This window comes from Pseudomonas sp. MWU13-2862 (assembly GCF_023242495.1).
In the GTDB taxonomy this organism is placed as follows: domain Bacteria; phylum Pseudomonadota; class Gammaproteobacteria; order Pseudomonadales; family Pseudomonadaceae; genus Aquipseudomonas; species Aquipseudomonas gingeri_D.
The window spans coordinates 324,608-343,370 of sequence record NZ_JALMEZ010000003.1 but is presented as its reverse complement, the minus strand read 5'-3'; the positions used below and the strand labels follow the sequence as shown (position 1 = coordinate 343,370).

Annotated in this window: 16 protein-coding genes; 8 read left to right on the top strand and 8 right to left on the bottom strand. The window is 62.3% G+C overall.

Going from position 1 to position 18,763, the window contains the following annotated elements; genetic code table 11:
* Positions 1-43: 43 nt before the first annotated feature.
* Entirely contained in the window at positions 44-394 is a 351-nt protein-coding gene (locus M5C56_RS07370) for an NADH:ubiquinone oxidoreductase (protein ID WP_247263091.1), read from the bottom strand.
* 34 nt (positions 395-428) lie between these two features.
* Between M5C56_RS07370 and M5C56_RS07365 the strand changes: the two genes are divergently transcribed.
* The gene (locus M5C56_RS07365) at positions 429-1,409 is read left to right on the top strand and encodes a CobW-like GTP-binding protein (RefSeq protein ID WP_103497129.1); all 981 of its coding nucleotides are present in this window, start codon (positions 429-431) and stop codon (positions 1,407-1,409) included.
* 55 nt (positions 1,410-1,464) lie between these two features.
* On the opposite strand, the gene M5C56_RS07360 is transcribed toward M5C56_RS07365, so the two are convergent.
* Positions 1,465-1,869, bottom strand: a complete 405-nt coding sequence (locus M5C56_RS07360; protein WP_100939862.1) for a DUF3301 domain-containing protein — start codon at positions 1,867-1,869, stop codon at positions 1,465-1,467.
* A gap of 114 nt (positions 1,870-1,983) precedes the next feature.
* On the opposite strand from M5C56_RS07360, the gene pdxY reads away from it, so the two are divergent.
* Entirely contained in the window at positions 1,984-2,856 is an 873-nt protein-coding gene (gene pdxY, locus M5C56_RS07355; protein ID WP_103497128.1) for a pyridoxal kinase PdxY, read from the top strand.
* 17 nt (positions 2,857-2,873) lie between these two features.
* On the opposite strand, the gene M5C56_RS07350 is transcribed toward pdxY, so the two are convergent.
* Positions 2,874-3,365 carry an acyl-CoA thioesterase gene (locus tag M5C56_RS07350; RefSeq protein WP_100939860.1) on the bottom strand — a complete coding sequence of 164 codons (492 nt, stop codon included), beginning with the start codon at positions 3,363-3,365 and terminating at the stop codon, positions 2,874-2,876.
* 278 nt (positions 3,366-3,643) lie between these two features.
* Here M5C56_RS07350 and M5C56_RS07345 point away from each other — a divergent pair, with 278 nt between their 5' ends.
* Positions 3,644-5,407 carry a cation:proton antiporter gene (locus M5C56_RS07345; protein ID WP_103497127.1) on the top strand — a complete coding sequence of 588 codons (1,764 nt, stop codon included), beginning with the start codon at positions 3,644-3,646 and terminating at the stop codon, positions 5,405-5,407.
* A gap of 145 nt (positions 5,408-5,552) precedes the next feature.
* On the opposite strand, the gene M5C56_RS07340 is transcribed toward M5C56_RS07345, so the two are convergent.
* The 4 genes from M5C56_RS07340 to uvrD form a co-directional block, all read right to left on the bottom strand.
* The gene (locus tag M5C56_RS07340; protein WP_103498480.1) at positions 5,553-5,960 is read right to left on the bottom strand and encodes an SMI1/KNR4 family protein; all 408 of its coding nucleotides are present in this window, start codon (positions 5,958-5,960) and stop codon (positions 5,553-5,555) included.
* A gap of 137 nt (positions 5,961-6,097) precedes the next feature.
* On the bottom strand, positions 6,098-6,967 hold the full coding sequence (locus tag M5C56_RS07335) for a Tim44 domain-containing protein (RefSeq protein ID WP_103498479.1): 870 nt from the start codon (positions 6,965-6,967) through the stop codon (positions 6,098-6,100).
* Between the two features lie 191 nt (positions 6,968-7,158).
* Entirely contained in the window at positions 7,159-7,599 is a 441-nt protein-coding gene (locus M5C56_RS07330) for an EamA family transporter (RefSeq protein WP_103498478.1), read from the bottom strand.
* 102 nt (positions 7,600-7,701) lie between these two features.
* Positions 7,702-9,885 (bottom strand): DNA helicase II, encoded by a 2,184-nt coding sequence (uvrD, locus tag M5C56_RS07325; protein WP_103498477.1) that lies wholly within the window; start codon positions 9,883-9,885, stop codon positions 7,702-7,704.
* 275 nt (positions 9,886-10,160) lie between these two features.
* On the opposite strand from uvrD, the gene M5C56_RS07320 reads away from it, so the two are divergent.
* The 3 genes from M5C56_RS07320 to M5C56_RS07310 all read left to right on the top strand — a co-directional run bounded on the left by M5C56_RS07320 (position 10,161) and on the right by M5C56_RS07310 (position 14,325).
* Complete coding sequence (locus tag M5C56_RS07320; protein WP_103498476.1) at positions 10,161-13,028, top strand: GGDEF domain-containing phosphodiesterase; 2,868 nt, start codon at positions 10,161-10,163, stop codon at positions 13,026-13,028.
* A gap of 144 nt (positions 13,029-13,172) precedes the next feature.
* Positions 13,173-14,039, top strand: coding sequence for a transcriptional regulator HexR (gene hexR / locus M5C56_RS07315; RefSeq protein WP_040071809.1), 867 nt, complete (start codon positions 13,173-13,175; stop codon positions 14,037-14,039).
* A gap of 94 nt (positions 14,040-14,133) precedes the next feature.
* The gene (locus M5C56_RS07310; RefSeq protein WP_083875491.1) at positions 14,134-14,325 is read left to right on the top strand and encodes a hypothetical protein; all 192 of its coding nucleotides are present in this window, start codon (positions 14,134-14,136) and stop codon (positions 14,323-14,325) included.
* On the opposite strand, the gene M5C56_RS07305 is transcribed toward M5C56_RS07310, so the two are convergent.
* Positions 14,267-15,229: a LysR family transcriptional regulator gene (locus M5C56_RS07305; RefSeq protein ID WP_103498475.1), complete on the bottom strand. Its 963-nt coding sequence runs from the start codon at positions 15,227-15,229 to the stop codon at positions 14,267-14,269. The two genes, M5C56_RS07310 and M5C56_RS07305, sit on opposite strands and share 59 nt — an antisense overlap.
* Before the next feature lie 200 nt (positions 15,230-15,429).
* Between M5C56_RS07305 and M5C56_RS07300 the strand changes: the two genes are divergently transcribed.
* Positions 15,430-16,845, top strand: a complete 1,416-nt coding sequence (locus M5C56_RS07300; protein ID WP_103498474.1) for an acetyl-CoA carboxylase biotin carboxylase subunit — start codon at positions 15,430-15,432, stop codon at positions 16,843-16,845.
* Positions 16,846-16,856: 11 nt separating this feature from the next.
* Positions 16,857-18,671 carry a sodium-extruding oxaloacetate decarboxylase subunit alpha gene (gene oadA / locus M5C56_RS07295; RefSeq protein WP_103498473.1) on the top strand — a complete coding sequence of 605 codons (1,815 nt, stop codon included), beginning with the start codon at positions 16,857-16,859 and terminating at the stop codon, positions 18,669-18,671.
* Positions 18,672-18,763 lie beyond the last annotated feature (92 nt).

The window sequence follows — 18,763 nt, the reverse complement described above, 5'->3', positions numbered from 1 at the left end:
CGGGCAAGCTCCGCTCCCACATTGGGATCTGTGACTGTCGTGGTTATGGGGTTTGCCAGTGGCCCTGGCTTTGGCCCTCACAAAACGGCTTGAGATACGCCGCATCCGTCGCCACGCCGTAATAGTGGATATTCTGCCGATAAGGCATATTGGCCACTTGCGCGTTGCCGCACACGCCGAAGGAACCGCCCGGGCACTGTTCGACGTACTCGACCTCGACCTTCTGCCCCGGCAGGTTCGGCTGGCAGAAGCCGTCGCTGAACAGCTTGGCCGGGATATTGATGTTTTCCTGGCAGACTTTGACGTCCAGCCGCTGCCCATGGCTATGCACCATGCAGGCCTGGGCCAGCACCTGGCCCGAGCCGAACAGCAACGCCAGGCAGATCAGGCGCATCATTCTTTCATCTCTTTCAGATCATCGGCCCTATATGTTGCAGAACATTCCCACCCATGTCATCGCCGGCCCGCTGGGCGCGGGCAAGACCAGCCTGATTCGGCAACTGCTGGCGCAAAAGCCGGAAGGCGAGCGTTGGGCGGTGCTGATCAACGAGTTCGGTCAGATCGGCCTGGACGCCGCACTGCTGACCCAAGGTGACGATGGTATCGCACTGGGGGAAGTGGCAGGCGGCTGTGTCTGCTGCGTCAACGGCGCGCCGTTCCAGGTTGGATTGACCCGACTGTTGCGCAAGGCACGACCGGATCGGTTGTTGATCGAGCCCTCCGGGTTGGGGCATCCGGTGCAGATTCTCAGGCAACTGGCCGAGGCGCCCTGGCTGGGCGTCCTGGCGTTGCAACCTTGTGTGCTGGTGCTGGACGCCCGGGCCCTGGCGGCGGGCAAGCCGTTGCCGGACTCCCAGCAGGAAGCGCTGGGGCTGGCGGGGTTACGGGTGTTGAACAAGTCCGAAGGATTGGACGCGGTTGAACGGCAGCGGGTGCTGGCCCGCTTGCCTGAAGGACCTGTGCACTGGACGGAGCAGGGCGTGTTGGGGTTGGCCGAGTTGCTCGCCCTGGATAACGGTCATCGCGAGCAGGCTCACACCTACGCTGGTATCGCGCCCTCCGCAGGCGCACCGGTCAACGCCCCACTGGCGGCGATCTGGACCGACCCGGCCCAACCGATCTGCCTGGATCATGCCCAGGACGGCAACTGGAGTATCGGCTGGCGCTGGCACCCGAGCCAGCGCTTCGATACGGAAAAGCTCCAGCGCTGGTTGTCCGGGCTGGATTGGTTGCGGGCCAAACTGGTTATCCACAGCCCGGACGGCTGGGTTTTCGCCAACGCTGTGGATAACTCGGCGGTGCAGTGGCAGCCCAGCGAGTGGCGGCGGGATTCGCGTATTGAGCTGATTTTCGCTGAAAAGCAGGCTATCGAGCCGTTAAAGACGGGAATGGTGCATTGTCGTTTGTAGGGCGAGCGGCATTGCATCTTGCATCGCACTCACTGGCAAACCACCGCCGGGCCGTTCAACGACGCAAATTGTTATGGTCCTTGGCGTGATCCTGGCGCCATTGGCTCAATTCGATCACTTCGGCGCTGCGCACTTCCGGTTTGGCTTCGAACGGGTAGGGTGCCAGCTCGATATGGGCGCTGTGGGCGCCGAACTGGGTGATGGTCCCGGCGTGGCGCTGCTCACCGGTGACGGTGAACTCGAAATTGTAGATCCGCGCCAGACGCCGCCGACCATGGGCGTCACGGACAAAACCGATGCGTTTGAGGGCGACGGCGCCATCGAGCAGCTCGATGTCGAGCTTGGCGCAGTGCTGCTTGACCCGCTCCAGCGCCCGCTCGCGCAGGCCATGGTTGTGCCAGAGCCAGGCAGCGCCGGTCGCCAGCAACATCAGCACGAACATATTTCCGAGGGTCAGCATGAACGCCACTCCAACAAAGTCAGCTCAGCTTAACTGGCTCCCCGGCCTGTCGTACAGGCTCCGTTTAGTCGCATACTCAGCGGCTTGAATCCATTGGCCTTTCTGGAATACGGAATGAAACGCACTCCCCATTTGCTCGCCATTCAATCCCACGTGGTTTTCGGCCATGCCGGCAACAGTGCGGCGGTTTTCCCCATGCAGCGCGTCGGGGTCAATGTCTGGCCGCTGAACACCGTGCAGTTCTCCAACCACACCCAATACGGGCAGTGGGCGGGCGAAGTGCTGGCGCCGCAGCGGATTTCCGAGCTGGTCGAGGGGATCGCCGCCATCGGTGAACTGGGTAACTGCGATGCCGTGTTGTCCGGCTACCTTGGCAGTGCGGCCCAGGGCCGGGCGATCCTCGCCGGTGTGGCGCGGATCAAGGCGATCAACCCCAATGCCCTGTATCTCTGCGACCCGGTGATGGGCCATCCGGAGAAAGGCTGCAGCGTGCCGACCGAGGTCAGTGATTTCCTGCTGGAAGAAGCGGCGGCCATGGCCGATTTCCTCTGCCCCAATCAGCTTGAGCTCGATAGCTTCTGCGGGCGTACGCCGAGTTCCCTGTTCGATTGCCTGGCCATGGCCCGCAGCCTGCTGGCGCGGGGACCGAAGGCGGTGCTGGTCAAGCACCTGGCCTATCCGGGCAAGCTGGCCGACAGTTTCGAGATGCTCCTGGTCACTGCCGAGGGCAGCTGGCACCTGCGACGGCCCTTGCTGGCCTTCCCGAAGCAGCCGGTGGGCGTCGGCGACCTGACCTCGGGGCTTTTCCTGGCGCGGGTGCTGCTGGGCGACAGCCTGGTGGCGGCGTTCGAGTTCGCCGCCTCGGCGGTGCATGAGGTGTTGCTGGAAACCCAGGCCTGCGCCAGCTACGAGCTTGAGCTGGTGCGGGCCCAGGACCGCATCGTGCATCCGCGGGTGCGGTTCGAGGCGGAGTCGATCAGCCTGTAGGCCCTGTCTTCAGGGTTTCAGTCGCCTTCACCGTCGGCCTTGATTTCCTGGTAGCGCTTTTCCAGCTCCTGGCGAATCTGCCGACGCTGTTGCGCCTGCACGTAGCGACGCTTGTCCTCGCTGCTTTGCGGCTGCAACGGCGGCACGGCGGCCGGCTTGCGCTGGTCGTCGACCGCGACCATGGTGAAGAAGCAGCTATTGGTGTGGCGCACCGAACGCTCGCGGATATTCTCCGTCACCACCTTGATGCCCACCTCCATGGAGGTGTTGCCGGTGTAGTTGACCGAGGCCAGGAAGGTCACCAGTTCGCCGACATGGATCGGCTCGCGGAAAATCACCTGGTCCACCGACAGGGTCACCACATAACGCCCGGCATAACGGCTGGCGCAGGCGTAGGCCACTTCATCCAGGTACTTGAGCAAGGTGCCGCCGTGGACATTGCCAGAAAAGTTGGCCATGTCCGGGGTCATCAAAACAGTCATCGACAGCTGGGCATTTCCGGGTTCCATAGCACGCTCACGGTTGGGTAGGCAGGGATTGGCTCAGGCACCTCTACGGGCGCTTCCTTCATTTTCACAGACACTCGATAACGGGACGCCGTTGATGGGGGCATCGTCACGCTTCAAGGGATCTGTTTCTACATATTGCACCGGCTTTTTGTCGGAAGTCGCGGTGTTAACCTTCAGAAAGCCATGCCATAGAAAGTTCTCACACCAGGAACGGTGATTGCTGACGGCTCAAAAGGCTGTCCCATGGCCGCTTTCCCAACAGCAAGGAGCGCCACGTCATGCATGCCATCAGCTTTATCCAGGACCTGGCCGTGATCATGCTGGTGGCCGGTGTGGTGACCATCCTCTTCCACCGTTTCAAGCAACCGGTGGTGCTCGGCTATATCGTCGCCGGTTTTATCATCGGGCCGCACACGCCGCCGTTCGGCCTGATCCACGACGAAGACACCATCAAGACCCTGGCCGAGCTGGGGGTGATTTTCCTGATGTTCTGCCTGGGCCTGGAGTTCAGCCTGGGCAAGCTGTTCAAGGTCGGGGCCACGGCGTTTATCGCGGCGTTCCTGGAAATCGTGCTGATGATCTGGATCGGCTACGAAATCGGCCGCTGGTTCGACTGGAACACCATGGATTCGCTGTTCCTCGGCGCGATCCTGGCGATTTCCTCGACCACCATCATCGTCAAGGCGCTCAACGACCTGAAGATGAAGAACCAGCGCTTCGCCCAGCTGATCTTCGGCGTACTGATCGTCGAGGACATCCTCGGCATCGGCATCATCGCCTTGCTGTCGAGCATCGCGGTCAGCGGCACCGTAAGCTCGGGCGAGGTGTTCTCCACCGTGGGCAAGCTGTCGCTGTTCATGATCGTCGCCCTGGTGGTCGGCATCCTGCTGGTGCCGCGGCTGTTGGCTTACGTCGCCCGCTTCGAAAGCAACGAGATGCTGCTGATCACCGTGCTCGGCCTGTGTTTCGGTTTCTGCCTGTTGGTGGTCAAGCTGGAATACAGCATGGTCCTGGGGGCGTTCCTGATCGGTGCGATCATGGCCGAATCCCGTCAGCTGCTGAAAATTGAGCGCCTGATCGAACCGGTTCGCGACCTGTTCAGTGCGATTTTCTTTGTCGCCATCGGCTTGATGATCGACCCGGCGATCCTCCTCGATTACGCCTGGCCGATTGCCGTGATCACCGTCGCGGTGGTGCTGGGCAAGATGCTCTCCTGCGGACTGGGGGCGTTTATTGCCGGCAACGATGGCCGGACGTCGTTGCGGGTGGGGATGGGGCTGTCGCAGATCGGCGAGTTCTCTTTCATTATCGCGGCGCTGGGGATGACCTTGCAGGTCACCAGTGACTTTCTCTATCCGGTCGCGGTGGCGGTCTCGGTGATCACCACGCTGCTCACGCCCTATCTGATCCGCGCGGCGGACCCACTGTCGCTCAAGCTGGCGGCGGTGATGCCGCGACGCCTGGCACGGGTGTTCAGCCTCTACGGTGAATGGTTGCGCAGCATCCAGCCCCAGGGCGAGGGCGCGCTGCTGGCATCGATGATCCGGCGGATTCTGTTGCAGGTGGGGGTCAACCTGGCGCTGGTGATGGCGATCTTCTTTGCCGGGGGCTTCTTCGCGGCGCCGATTGCCGATTATCTGGCCGACTGGATCAATGAGCCGAGTTGGCACAACGGCCTGATCTGGGGTGGGGCGCTGCTGTTGTCGCTACCCTTCCTGATTGCGGCGTACCGCAAGCTCAAGGCGCTGTCGATGCTGCTGGCGGAGATGGGCGTGAAAGCCGAGGTGGCGGGACGGCACACCCAGCGGGTCAGAAGGGTGATCGCCGAGGTGATTCCGCTGCTGTCGCTGCTGGTGATTTTCCTGCTGCTGTCGGCGCTGTCGGCGAGCATTCTGCCCACCAGCGAGTTGCTGGTGCTGATCGCGGTGGTTGCGGCGGCGGTCGCGGCGGTGTTGTGGCGCTGGTTTGTGCGTGTGCATACGCGGATGCAGGTCGCCTTGCTGGAGACGCTGGAGCACAAGAGCGATTCGGCGGGGCACTGAGGTTCAGGCGCCGAACCCTTGTAGGAGCAGGGCTTGCCCGCGAAGGCGCCCTTGAGGCCGCCAAAAGCTTCGCGGGCAAGCCCTGCTCCTACAGGTCCGAGTCAACCCAAGGTAGCGTGATTGGAGCAGCATCGGACAGGGTCAATCAGCTTTCCAGCCACACATCCCGCGCCCAGTGCCATACCGATTCCCAGGACTCTTCGGTGATCAGCTCTTCTTCGCCGGACCACAGCACCACGGTGCCGTCTTCCTCGACGCAGTAGTAGTTGTCACCGTCCTGGCAGATCGGGATCAGGTCCCGTGGCACACCAGAATCCCAGGCATTGGCGGCTACATCGGGCAGGTAGGTGTGCGACTGCGGATCAGTCACCGTCACCGGTTCCAGGCTGCCAAACACCACGTCACTGACGGTCAGCAGGAATTCCTTGAAAACGAAGGGGATGTTGATGAACAACTCCTCTTCGACTTCGACCAACTGATCCTCGTCGGGCAACTCCAAAGGCACCGGTACGGGTTCGTTGGCTTCACGCAATTGTTCAATGACTTCTTCCACGGCCTCAATCCTCTTGCTTTATGGCGCGGTTCGTATCACGGGTCTTATACAGTAGCTTGCAAAAAGTACAATTGTGAAATGCAAAACCCCGGACGAGTCCGGGGTTTTTGTAGCTTTTTTCAACCGCGAGCCGTGGATCAGCCGTTCTGGCGGATACCGGCCACCAGCCAAGGCTGGTTGTCGCCTTGTGGACGCTCCATGTTCCAGCTTTCGCTGAAGGCTTCGCCCTGGTCGAAGCGCGAGTTCTTCGACACGCCGCTGAAGGTGAGGGTGGCGATGGTCTTGTCGGCGCGATCGTCCAGGCCGTCCAGCTGCACATGCAGGTTTTCGATATAGGTAGACTGGAAACCGTCGCCTTCGTTCGCCCGTTCCTGTTTCAGGAACTGCAGCATCTGCGGGGTGACGAATTCGGCGATCTTGTCCATCTCGTTGGCATCCCAGTGCTGCTGCAGCGCCTGGAAGTGGCTGCGGGCGGCTTCCAGGAAGCGCTCTTCGTTGAACCAGGCCGGTGCGTTGATCACGCGGCGTGGGGCGACGGGGGCGGAACCACCGAAGATCGCGTTCTGCGGCTGAGCCGGTTGCTCGAACACTTCACGCTGGAACGGCGCGCCGGCCGGGGCCATGTGCTCCTGCTGCTTGCGTCGACGGGCGGCAATGAAGCGGAAGATCACGAAAGCGATGACCGCCATGATCAGGATGTCGAAGAACTGCATGCCCTGGAAGCCGCCGCCCATGAACATGGAGGCGAGCAGGCCACCGGCGGCGATGCCGGCCAGAGGGCCGAGCCAGCGCGAAGCACCGCCGGCTTTGGCAGCAGCGCCCGCGGCACCGGCAGCACCGGCGGTTGCGGCAGCAGCGCCGGCACCCGCGGCTGGGGCCATTTGGCTGGTTTGATGGCTGGGTGCCGAACCCATGCTTTTGCCACCGCCGAAGCGCTTGGCGTTCGCGTCGAGGCTCATCGTCAGACCGATGCAGAGCGCCAAGACGATACTGAGAAAACGTTGCATAAGGGTATTCCCGTTTGTGGAGTGCACGCGCGCCATACTGCACAGGTGAAATGTTACTGGCTAGCGCGAGAGTGTTTCCGGCTTTTGCCTGATCCTCTCATGCCCCACCTGAAGGTTTCATGAAAGGCCATTGCGCCGATACCGTTTGTTTCGTAAGGCGAGTCGATAAACGTTGTGTGAAATGCCCCCGACTAACGTCGGAAAGCCAGCATGACCACGCCGGCGGTAATCAGGCCAATACCGCCCCATTGACGCAGGTCGAGCTTCTCGCCCAGCAGCAGCACGCTGATGACGGCGACGAACACCACGCTGAGCTTGTCCACCGGGGCCACCAGCGAGGCCGGGCCGACCTTCAGCGCGCGGAAGTAGCACAACCACGAGGCACCGGTCGCCAGGCCCGATAACAGCAGGAACAGATAGCTCTTGGCGGAAATCGAACTCAATGACTGATATTGGCCCGTTGCGTACAAAATCAAGGCCAGGCTGACCAATACCACGACGGTTCGCAGCAGGGTGGCGAAGTCCGAATTGACGTTGTCGATGCCGATCTTGGCGAAGATCGCCGTCAGGGCGGCGAAAGTCGCCGACAGCAGGGCCCAGAATGTCCACGAAGAAAAAAAGCCTGAACCCATGGTTATCGCGACCTCGGTTGAGTAATTAGACCGGCATGGCGTACTGTCGAGGTGGGCGGACAGCGTTTCCACACTGGGTGCGGAAACGCTTGAAGGTCGTGATCAGACCGCTTCCAGCTTGGCGTAGCCGAGCATCAGCCACTTGCTGCCTTCGCTGAAGTTCACCTGGACCCGGGCCTGGGCGCCGGCGCCTTCGAAGTTGAGGATCACGCCGTCGCCGAAGATGCTGTGGCGTACGGTCTGGCCGAGGCTGAAACCGGTGTCCGGGATGTCGCTGCCACCGAACAGGCTGCTGCCGGCCTGGGCCTGGGCGCCGCCGAACGGTCGGCTGACGCTGTTGGACAGGCGCACTTCCTGGATCAGACCTTTCGGCACTTCGCGCACGAAACGCGAGACCTTGTTGTAGGTCTCGCTGCCGTACAGGCGTCGGGTCTCGGCGTAGGTCAGCACCAGGTTCTGCATCGCCCGGGTAATGCCGACGTAGGCCAGCCGGCGTTCTTCCTCAAGGCGGCCGGGTTCTTCCAGGCTCATCTTGTGGGGGAACAGGCCTTCTTCCATGCCTACCAGGAACACGTAGGGGAATTCCAGGCCCTTGGCGCTGTGCAGGGTCATCAACTGAATGCTGTCTTCGTGCTCGTCGGCCTGGGTGTCGCCGGCTTCCAGCGACGCGTGGCCGAGGAAGGCGGCCAGCGGCGTGAGCTCGGCGTCTTCTTCGGCGGCCTCGAAGTTGCGGGCGGCGCTGACCAGTTCCTCAAGGTTTTCCACCCGGGCCTGGCCTTTCTCGCCCTTTTCCGCTTCGTGGTAGGCGATCAGCCCGGACTGCTCGATGACCACCTGGGTCATCAGGTGCAGCGGCATTTCCCGGGTTTTCGCCGCGAGGTCCTCGATCAGCTCGACAAACACCCCCAGGGCACCGGCGGCCCGTCCGGCCAGGCCCTTGTTGGCGACCAGCTGGCGCATGGCTTCCCACATCGACAGCTCGCTGTGGCGGGCGTGTTCGCGGATGGCCTCGACGGTTTTCTCGCCGATCCCACGGGCCGGGACGTTGATCACCCGCTCCAGCGCCGCGTCGTTGCCACGCCCTTCCAGCAGCCTCAGGTAGGCCATGGCGTTCTTGATTTCAGCCCGTTCGAAGAAGCGCTGGCCGCCGTAGATGCGGTACGGAATACGTTCGCGCAGCAAGGCTTCTTCGAGCACCCGGGATTGGGCGTTGGAGCGGTAGAGAATGGCGATATCGCTGCGGGCCAGGCCGGTTTTCAGGGCGCTTTCGATGGTTTCCACCACGTAGCGCGCTTCGTCGTGCTCGTTGAAGGCGGCGTAGAGGTTGATCGCCTCGCCGTCGCCGCCATCGGTCCACAGCTCCTTGCCCAGACGCCCGGTGTTATGGGCGATCAGGGCGTTGGCGGCCTTGAGGATGCCGGCCGTGGAGCGGTAGTTCTGCTCCAGGCGGATGGTTACCGCGTCCGCGAAGTCGGCGGAATACTGGTGGATATTCTCGATTTTCGCGCCGCGCCAGCCGTAGATCGACTGGTCGTCGTCGCCGACCACCATCAGGCTGTCGCCGCCCTGGGCCAGCAAACGCAGCCAGGCGTACTGCACGGCGTTGGTGTCCTGGAATTCGTCCACCAGGATGTGCCGGAAGCGCTTCTGGTAGTGCGCCAGCAGGCCCGGATGGTCGCGCCACAGGTCCAGGGCGCGCAGCAGCAGCTCGGAGAAGTCGATGACCCCGGCGCGGGCACAGGCGGCCTCGTAGGCTTCATAGATGCTGCGCATGGTCGCCAGGAACAGGTCGCCACTGGCCTGGATATGCTGTGGGCGCAGGCCCTCGTCCTTCTGGCCGTTGATAAACCACTGGGCCTGGCGGGCGGGCCAGCGCTGTTCGTCGAGGCCGAGGTCGCGGATCACCCGCTTGACCAGCCGTTGCTGGTCGTCGCTGTCGAGGATCTGGAAGGTCTGGCTCAGGCCGGCTTCCTGCCAGTGCGCCCGCAACAGGCGGTGTGCCAGGCCGTGGAAGGTGCCGACCCACATGCCGGCCGGGCTGATGCCCAGCAACTGCTCGATGCGATGGCGCATTTCGGCAGCGGCCTTGTTGGTGAAGGTCACCGACAGGATCGAATGGGACGAGGCATTTTCGACCTGGATCAACCAGGCGATACGGTGCACCAGCACCCGGGTTTTACCCGAGCCGGCACCGGCCAGGACCAACTGACGGCCAACGGGGGCGGCTACGGCCTGGCGTTGGGCATCGTTGAGGGAGTTCAGCAGAAAGGAGAGATCATCGCGCATCGACGCATTCTAGGGTGCCGGGCCTGGGCGGGCAAACCCTAATGCTGAGCGGCGGCTCTTATACCGGGGCACGCCCCGCGACAGATAAAAAAAACGGCTGTGACGACCGGTCAGTCATCGGCTACAGGCGGCAGTGTGTCTTGCTCTGGGCCTCGGTAAGGGGTCTGGCCACCGATCAATTCATTACATTTTATGACCTGAGGCAGTTTGGTCCTGCCGGATGCTTGTGTATGCTCCTGCCACGTTTATGGCTAACCATTATAAGAATACTGCCCATGACCCAGAGCTTTGACGCGCTGAGCCCCTCGATGGAGGCTGGGCGGGTTATCCGCAAGCAATTCGCCACTGAGCTGACAGTCGAGCGTACGCGCCTGCTGTACCAGGGGTCGTTGCTGCCGACTTTATTCATGTTGTTGAACGGTCTGGTCTGCGCCTGGTTGCTCTGGAGCCCGCAGCGCTACCTGCTGGTCAGCGTCTGGCTGGTGTGGTTGATGGCCCTGGTGGCCTTGCGCGTGATCCAGGTGGCGGCGTTCGACTCGGCGATGCCCAGCCGCCAGGCCCAGCCAATCTGGCGCCGTACCTTCCTGTTGGGCTCGGCGGTCAGCGGCCTGACCCTGGCCTGCGCCGGCATCGCCCTGGTGCCCACCGACAGTTTTCTCGAGCAGGCCTGGGTCTTCGGCCTGATCGGCGCAGCGACCCTCTCCGCCAGCGTGGCCTACGCCGTGAGTATCCCGGCGTTCCTGACCTTTACCTTGCCCTGCCTGTTGCCGGCCATCGTCTATCTGTTCTGGGGGGGAACCGAGGAGCAACAAGGCTGGGCCTGGCTCGGGCTGATCCTGCTGGTGTCGCTGAGCGTGGTGGCCTTGCAGGTCAATCGGCTGATCCGCCGCGGCCTGTTGCGGCGTTTCCAGAACCAGGCGCTGATCGAGAGCCTGCAACAGGCGCACACCCGCAGCGAACAACTCAATCTTGAACTGGCGCGGGAAATCGATCAGCGTCGTCGTGCCGAACAGGAACTGCGCGACGCCCAGGTCGGCCTGGAAAGCCGGGTGGTCCAGCGCAGCCTGGAGCTGGATGTGGCGAACAAGGCCCTGAGCAAAAGCGAAACGCGCCTGGCCCTGGCGTTGCAGGCCAGCGCCCTCGGGCTGTGGGACTGGAACCTGCAGACCGATGAAGTGCATCACACCCAGATCAAGGAGCTGTTCGGCCTCGACCCGGAATACGTGACCGCCGTGCTCAGCCACCTCAAGCCGCGCCTGCACCCCGAGGACGTGCCGGCGCTCAAGCGTGCGCTGGTGGAGCACCTGAAGGGGCGCAGCGAGGATTACCTGATCGAGTACCGGGTACGGCATGGCGATGGTCACTGGGTCTGGATCGAAGACCGCGGTCGCGCGGTCGAGCACACCGCCAGCGGTCGAGTGTTGCGCATGGTCGGCACCCGTCGCGATATCAGTGCGCACAAGGAGCAGGAAGCCCAGCGCCAATTGGCCGCGACGGTGTTCGAGGCGGCCAGCGAAGGTATTGTGATTTTCGACCCCAATTACGTCCTGCTGGCGATCAACCAGGCCTTCAGCCGGGTAACCGGTTACCTGCTCGAGGACATGCTCGGGCGCAATGTGGTCGACCTGCCGGGCAGTCGTGATGCCCGGCGTCACTATTCGACCATCCGCCAGGCCCTGGAACAGCACGGCAGCTGGCAGGGCGAACTGGTGGAGGCGCGCAAGAACGGCGAGCTGTACCCGCAATGGCTGCAACTGAATGTGGTGCGCGATACCCGGGGCAATGTCAGCCATATCGTCGGCTTCTTCGCCGATCTGTCGGCTCGCCGCGAATCCGAAGAGCGCATGCGCTACCTGACCCACTACGACGAACTGACGGGGTTGGCGAATCGTTCGTTGTTTCGCGAGCGTCTGTACGAGGCTCACCAGCAAGTGCGCCAGGGTGGCCGCAGCCTGGCGTTGCTGCACATCAATCTGGACCGTTTCAAATTGCTCAACGACAGCCTCGGCCATGAAATCGCCGACCAGTTGCTGCAGCAGATGGCCCGGCGCCTGGTCAACGCCTTGCCTGAAGCCAACACCATTGCCCGTTTGTCCGGGGATGAGTTCGCGGTGCTGTTCGATGCCTACGGCAACCTCTCCAGCCTGGCCCGGGTGGCGACGCGCCTGCTCGGCAAGTTGCGGGTGCCGGTGACTATCGACGAGCATGAGCTGGTGGTCAGCGCGTCCATGGGCATCAGCCTGTTGCCGGATAATGCCCGGGAAATACCGGTGCTGCTCAGCCAGTCAAACATCGCCATGCAACATGCCAAGCACCTGGGCGGGAACAACTTCCAGTTCTACACCGAGAGCCTGCAGGCCAGCACCCTGGAGCGCTTGCAGCTGGAGAACCAGCTGCGCAAGGCCATCGAAGAGCGGCAATTGCGCGTCTTCTACCAACCCAAGCTGTGCCTGGCCACCGGGCGGATGAACGCCGCCGAGGCGCTGGTGCGTTGGGAGCATCCGACCCTGGGCCAGGTGCCGCCGGCGGACTTTATCGGCCTGGCCGAGGAAACCGGGTTGATCGGGCCGATCGGTGAGTTCGTCTTGCGCCAGGCCTGCTGGCAGGCGTGCGAATGGCAGCGCGAGGGGCTGGCGCCGATCCGGGTGTCGGTAAACCTGTCGGTGCATCAGTTGCGCCAGGGCAAGCTGGTCAGCCTGGTGCGCCAGGTGCTGGAGGAAACCGGCCTGGCCCCGGAACTGCTGGAGCTTGAGCTGACCGAAAGCCAGCTGCTCGACAGCGTCGAACACATCATCGCCACCTTCCAGCAACTGCGCGACCTGGGGGTGAAACTGGCCATCGATGACTTCGGCACCGGCTATTCGTCCTTGAGTTACCTCAAGCGCTTCCCGGTGGACTACGTGAAGATCGACCAGAGCTTTATTCGCGGCCTGGGGGACGGCAGTGAAGATGCGGCGATCACCCGGGCGATCATCGCCATGGCCCACAGCCTGGAACTGAAGGTGGTGGCCGAGGGTGTGGAAAACCAGGAGCAACTGGATTTCCTCAAGGCCCAGGGCTGCGATGAAGTGCAGGGCTATCTGATCAGCCGGCCGGTGGCGGCGCAGGAATTGATGCGACTGCTACGCCATGGCTTTCCCTAGGCGTCGAGAGTGGCTACATGCTCCCCGCACTACGCTAGCGGGGAGGCGGGTTACGTAATGGAGCGGGCAATTCGCGAATTCTTGTAGTATAACTACAAGACTGCTACATCCCAGGCGTTCGCCCATAACAATGAGTCCAGACCTTTGAATCTGTTGCAACACATCGCCCAGTCTCGCAACCTGCTGCGCAAGTCGGAGCTCAAGGTCGCCGATCACGTCCTGCTCGATCCAGCGGCGGTGATGCACAGTTCCATGGCTGACCTGGCCCACAGCGTGGGCATCAGCGAACCGACCATTGTGCGTTTCTGCCGGGCCATCGGTTGCTCGGGTTTCCAGGACCTGAAACTGAAGCTGGCCCAGAGCCTGGCGGCCGGCGCCAGCTTCGGGCAGTTCGCGATTCACGAAGACGATTCGGTGGCGGACTACAGCCTGAAGATCTTCGACACCACCCTGCACACCCTGATGGACGTGCGCGAAAAGCTCGATCCGGCCGCGTTGCAACGTGCCGTGACCGCCATGTCGGCGGCGCAGCGGGTGGAGTTCTATGGTTTCGGCGCTTCCGGTGCGGTGGCGGCGGATGCCCAGCACAAGTTTTTCCGGTTGCTGCTGACGGCGGCGGCGTATTCCGACCCGCATATGCAGGCGATGTCGGCGGTGACCCTCAAGCCTACCGACGTGGCGATCTGCATTTCCCAGTCGGGCCGTTCCAAGGATCTGCTGATTACCGCCAACCTGGTGCGTGAAAGCGGCGCGACCCTGATCACCCTGTGCCCGAGCCAGACCCCGCTGGCCGAGCTGTCGACGGTGAACCTGGCCATCGACGTGCACGAAGACACCGAGATCTATACCCCGCTGACCTCGCGTATCGCCCACCTGGTGGTGATCGACGTGCTGGCCATGGGCGTGGCCATGGCCCGTGGGCCGAGCCTGGTCAACCACCTCAAGAGCGTCAAACGCAGCTTGCGCAGCCTGCGCCTGTCGCCCAAGTCGGTGAAGGCCCTCGACGACTGACCGATGATTTCATCAGTCTGTCACCCACCTGCCGCCAAACCGTAACGCCGGACGTCCATCTTGAAGCTCCCGTACCCACCCTGGGAGACTCGAAATGGCCCGGCACCACGAAGAGCAAAGCAGCGTCAAAACCCGTCGGCAGCAGGAAGATCAGCGCCGCATGGAATTTCGTCGCGCAATCGAAGACCGCACCGAACTGCGCCAATTGCAACAGGAAATCGCCGCACTCAATTACTGGCAGGCAGACTCGGCATCCGACCGTCGAAGCGCTCAACCAGCCCGCTGATTTGTAACCGTTCACTGCGAATAAACCCCAGGAACGCATGGGCGACCGGTGACAGGCGTTTGTCCTTGGCCTGAACCAGGCACCAACTGCGATAGAGCGGCAGTTCTTCCACCGGCAGTTCTCGGAGCACGCCGGTCGCCAGTTCCAGGCTCAGGGCATGGCGCGTCAACAGGGCCAGGCCCAGCCCCGCCACCACACACTCGCGCTGGGCTTCGCCCGAGGTCACTTCCAGCGTCTGCGAGAAGTGCACGCGTTTCTCCTTGAAATACTCCTCGCAGGCGATCCGCGTCCCCGATCCCGCTTCGCGGATCAACAACGTATACGGCTCCAGGTCCTGCAAGCGCAGCGGGCCGCCGTGGCACAGCGGGTGATCGGGCGGCGCCACCGCGACAATCGGGTTGTTCAGGAACGGCAGGAATTCGAGCCCCATGTCCTGGGGCACCATCGACATGATCAGCAGATCGTCACGGTTGTCCGAAAGGCGCCGCAGCGCCTGCGCGCGGTTGACCACCGTCAGGTGCAGATTGACCTCGGGATGCTGGCGCTTGAACGCGGCAAACAGGTGCGGGACGAAATACTTGGCGCTGGATTCCACCGCCAGTTTCAACTGCCCTTGCAGCGAGCCCTGCATGTCCGAGAGCTGCATATCGAGGTTTTCCAGCCGACCGAAAATGTCCCGGCTGGCCCGCTGTAACGCTTCAGCCGCCTCGGTCATGTAGAGCTTTTTGCCGACGTAGTCGAATAAAGGCTGGCCGATCAGCTCTTCCAGCTGGCGAATTTGTAGGCTTACGGCCGGTTGTGTGAGAGACATTTCATCAGCTGCGCGGCTGTAGGAACGCAGATCGCAGACCTCATTGAAAATCTTGAGCTGGCGTAATGTCATACGCATCAAGGACTTACGCATTTTATAAACACTCATGAAAGCCGCGAATCGCTCAACTATAAGCTTTTACTTATGAGCGACCCAATAATTATTGATTTTGGTTTATCACTGGGTAGGTCTAGTGTGGACTGCGCGACTGGCTTGAAACATTTAGTCACGCGCCGACCCGTTTTCCGGTTGCACCCAAGGGTTGTTTGTTCCAGCGGCTTAGGAATTTCCAAGTGATAAAAAAGATCCTGATCGCCAACCGTGGTGAAATTGCCGTACGAATCGTGCGTGCCTGCGCCGAGATGGGCATTCGCTCGGTCGCGATCTATTCCGACGCCGATCGCCATGCCCTGCATGTGAAGCGCGCGGATGAGGCCCACAGCATCGGTGCCGAACCCCTGGCCGGCTACCTGAACCCGCGCAAGCTGGTGAACCTGGCGGTGGAAACCGGTTGTGACGCGCTGCACCCCGGTTACGGCTTCCTGTCGGAAAATGCCGAACTGGCGGATATCTGCGCCGAACGTGGAATCAAATTCATCGGCCCGTCGGCGGAAGTGATCCGCCGCATGGGCGACAAGACCGAAGCCCGGCGCAGCATGATCAAGGCCGGCGTGCCGGTCACCCCGGGCACCGAAGGCAACGTCGCGGACATCGCCGAAGCTCTCACCGAAGGCGACCGCATTGGTTACCCGGTGATGCTCAAGGCCACCTCCGGTGGCGGCGGTCGCGGTATCCGTCGCTGCAACAGCCGCGAAGAACTGGAACAAGCCTTCCCTCGCGTAATTTCCGAAGCCACCAAGGCGTTCGGGTCGGCGGAAGTGTTCCTGGAAAAATGCATCGTCAATCCCAAGCACATCGAAGCGCAGATTCTCGGCGACAGCTTCGGCAACGTGGTGCACCTGTTCGAGCGTGACTGCTCGATCCAGCGCCGCAACCAGAAGCTGATCGAAATCGCCCCCAGTCCCCAGCTGACCCCGGAACAGCGCGCCTATATCGGCGACCTGTCGGTGCGCGCGGCCAAGGCGGTGGGCTACGAGAACGCCGGTACCGTGGAGTTCCTGCTCGCCGAGGGCGAGGTGTACTTCATGGAAATGAACACCCGGGTGCAGGTGGAACACACCATCACCGAAGAAATCACCGGCATCGACATTGTCCGTGAACAGATCCGCATCGCCTCCGGCCTGCCGTTGTCGGTCAAGCAGGAAGACATCATCCATCGCGGTTTTGCCCTGCAGTTCCGGATCAACGCCGAAGACCCGAAGAACAACTTCCTGCCCAGCTTCGGCAAGATCACCCGTTACTACGCTCCCGGCGGTCCCGGCGTGCGCACCGACACGGCGATCTACACCGGCTACACCATTCCGCCGTTCTACGACTCCATGTGCCTGAAACTGGTGGTCTGGGCGTTGACCTGGGAAGAAGCGATGGACCGTGGCCTGCGGGCCCTGGACGACATGCGCCTGCAGGGGGTGAAGACCACTGCGGCCTACTACCAGGAAATCCTGCGTAACCCGGAATTCCGTAGCGGCCAGTTCAATACCAGTTTCGTGGAAAGCCACCCTGAGCTGACCAACTACTCGATCAAGCGCAAACCCGAAGAGCTGGCCCTGGCCATCGCCGCCGCCATCGCCGCCCACGCAGGCCTGTGAGGACTATTCCAATGACTTCTTCCAAAAAAATCCACGTTACCGACACAATCCTGCGCGACGCCCACCAATCGCTGCTCGCCACCCGCATGCGCACCGAAGACATGCTGCCGATCTGCGAGAAGCTCGACAAGGTCGGCTACTGGTCCCTGGAAGTCTGGGGCGGCGCGACCTTCGACGCCTGCGTGCGCTTTCTGAAAGAAGACCCGTGGGAGCGCCTGCGCCAACTGCGCGCGGCCTTGCCCAACACCCGCCTGCAAATGCTCCTGCGCGGCCAGAACCTGCTGGGCTACCGCCATTACAGCGACGACGTGGTCCGGGCCTTCGTTGCCAAGGCGGCGGTCAACGGTATCGATGTGTTCCGCATCTTCGACGCCATGAACGACGTGCGTAACCTGCGGGTCGCCATCGAAGCGGTGAAGGCGGCGGGCAAGCATGCCCAGGGCACCATCGCCTACACCACCAGCCCGGTGCATACCATCGAGGCATTCGTGGCCCAGGCCAAGCAGATGGAAGCCATGGGTTGCGACTCGGTGGCGATCAAGGACATGGCCGGCCTGCTGACCCCTTACGCCACGGGCGAACTGGTCAAGGCGCTGAAGAGCGAACAATCGCTGCCCGTATTTATCCACTCCCACGACACCGCCGGCCTGGCCGCGATGTGCCAGCTCAAGGCGGTGGAAAACGGTGCCGACCATATCGACACCGCGATCTCCAGCTTCGCCTGGGGCACCAGCCATCCGGGCACCGAGTCGATGGTCGCGGCCCTTAAAGGCAGCGAATTCGACACCGGCCTGGATCTGGAACTGCTGCAGGAAATCGGTTTGTACTTCTACGCCGTGCGCAAGAAGTACCACCAGTTCGAAAGCGAATTCACCGCCGTCGACACCCGCGTGCAGGTCAACCAGGTGCCGGGCGGGATGATCTCCAACCTCGCCAACCAGCTGAAAGAGCAGGGCGCCTTGAACCGCATGGGCGAAGTGCTGGCGGAAATTCCGCGAGTGCGTGAAGACCTCGGCTTCCCGCCGCTGGTGACCCCGACCTCGCAGATCGTCGGCACCCAGGCGTTCTTCAACGTCCTCGCCGGCGAGCGCTACAAGACCATCACCAACGAAGTGAAGCTGTACCTGCAAGGCGGTTATGGCAAGGCACCGGGCGTCGTCAATGAGAAGCTGCGGCGCCAGGCCATCGGCAGCGAAGAAGTGATCGACGTGCGCCCGGCCGACCTGCTCAAGCCGGAAATGGTCAAGTTGCGTGGTGAGATCGGCGCCCTGGCCAAGTCGGAAGAAGACGTGCTGACTTACGCCATGTTCCCGGATATCGGGCGCAAATTCCTCGAAGAGCGTGAGGCCGGCACCCTGGTTCCTGAGGTGTTGTTGCCGATCCCCGAGGCCGGTGGCGTGCGTTCGGCGGGCGGTGAGGGCGTGCCGACCGAGTTCGTGATCGATGTGCACGGCGAAACCTACCGTGTGGACATCACTGGTGTCGGCGTCAAGGCCGAAGGCAAGCGGCACTTCTACCTGTCCATCGACGGCATGCCGGAAGAAGTGGTGTTCGAACCGCTCAACGAGTTTGTCGGCGGTGGCAGCAGCAAGCGCAAGCAGGCCAGCGCGCCGGGCCATGTCAGCACCACCATGCCGGGCAATATCGTCGATGTGCTGGTCAAGGAAGGCGACACCGTGAAAGCCGGCCAGGCCGTACTGATCACCGAGGCCATGAAAATGGAAACCGAAGTGCAGGCCGCCGTGGCGGGCAAGGTCACAGCCATCCATGTGGCCAAGGGCGACCGGGTCAATCCGGGCGAGATCCTGATCGAGATCGAAGGCTGATCGAAGGCCTTCGACTACCAACGTTTTTCCTCGGGGGAGCATGTGCTCCCCTTTTTTTTACGCTGGATTTGCCATGGAAGAGTGGTGATATC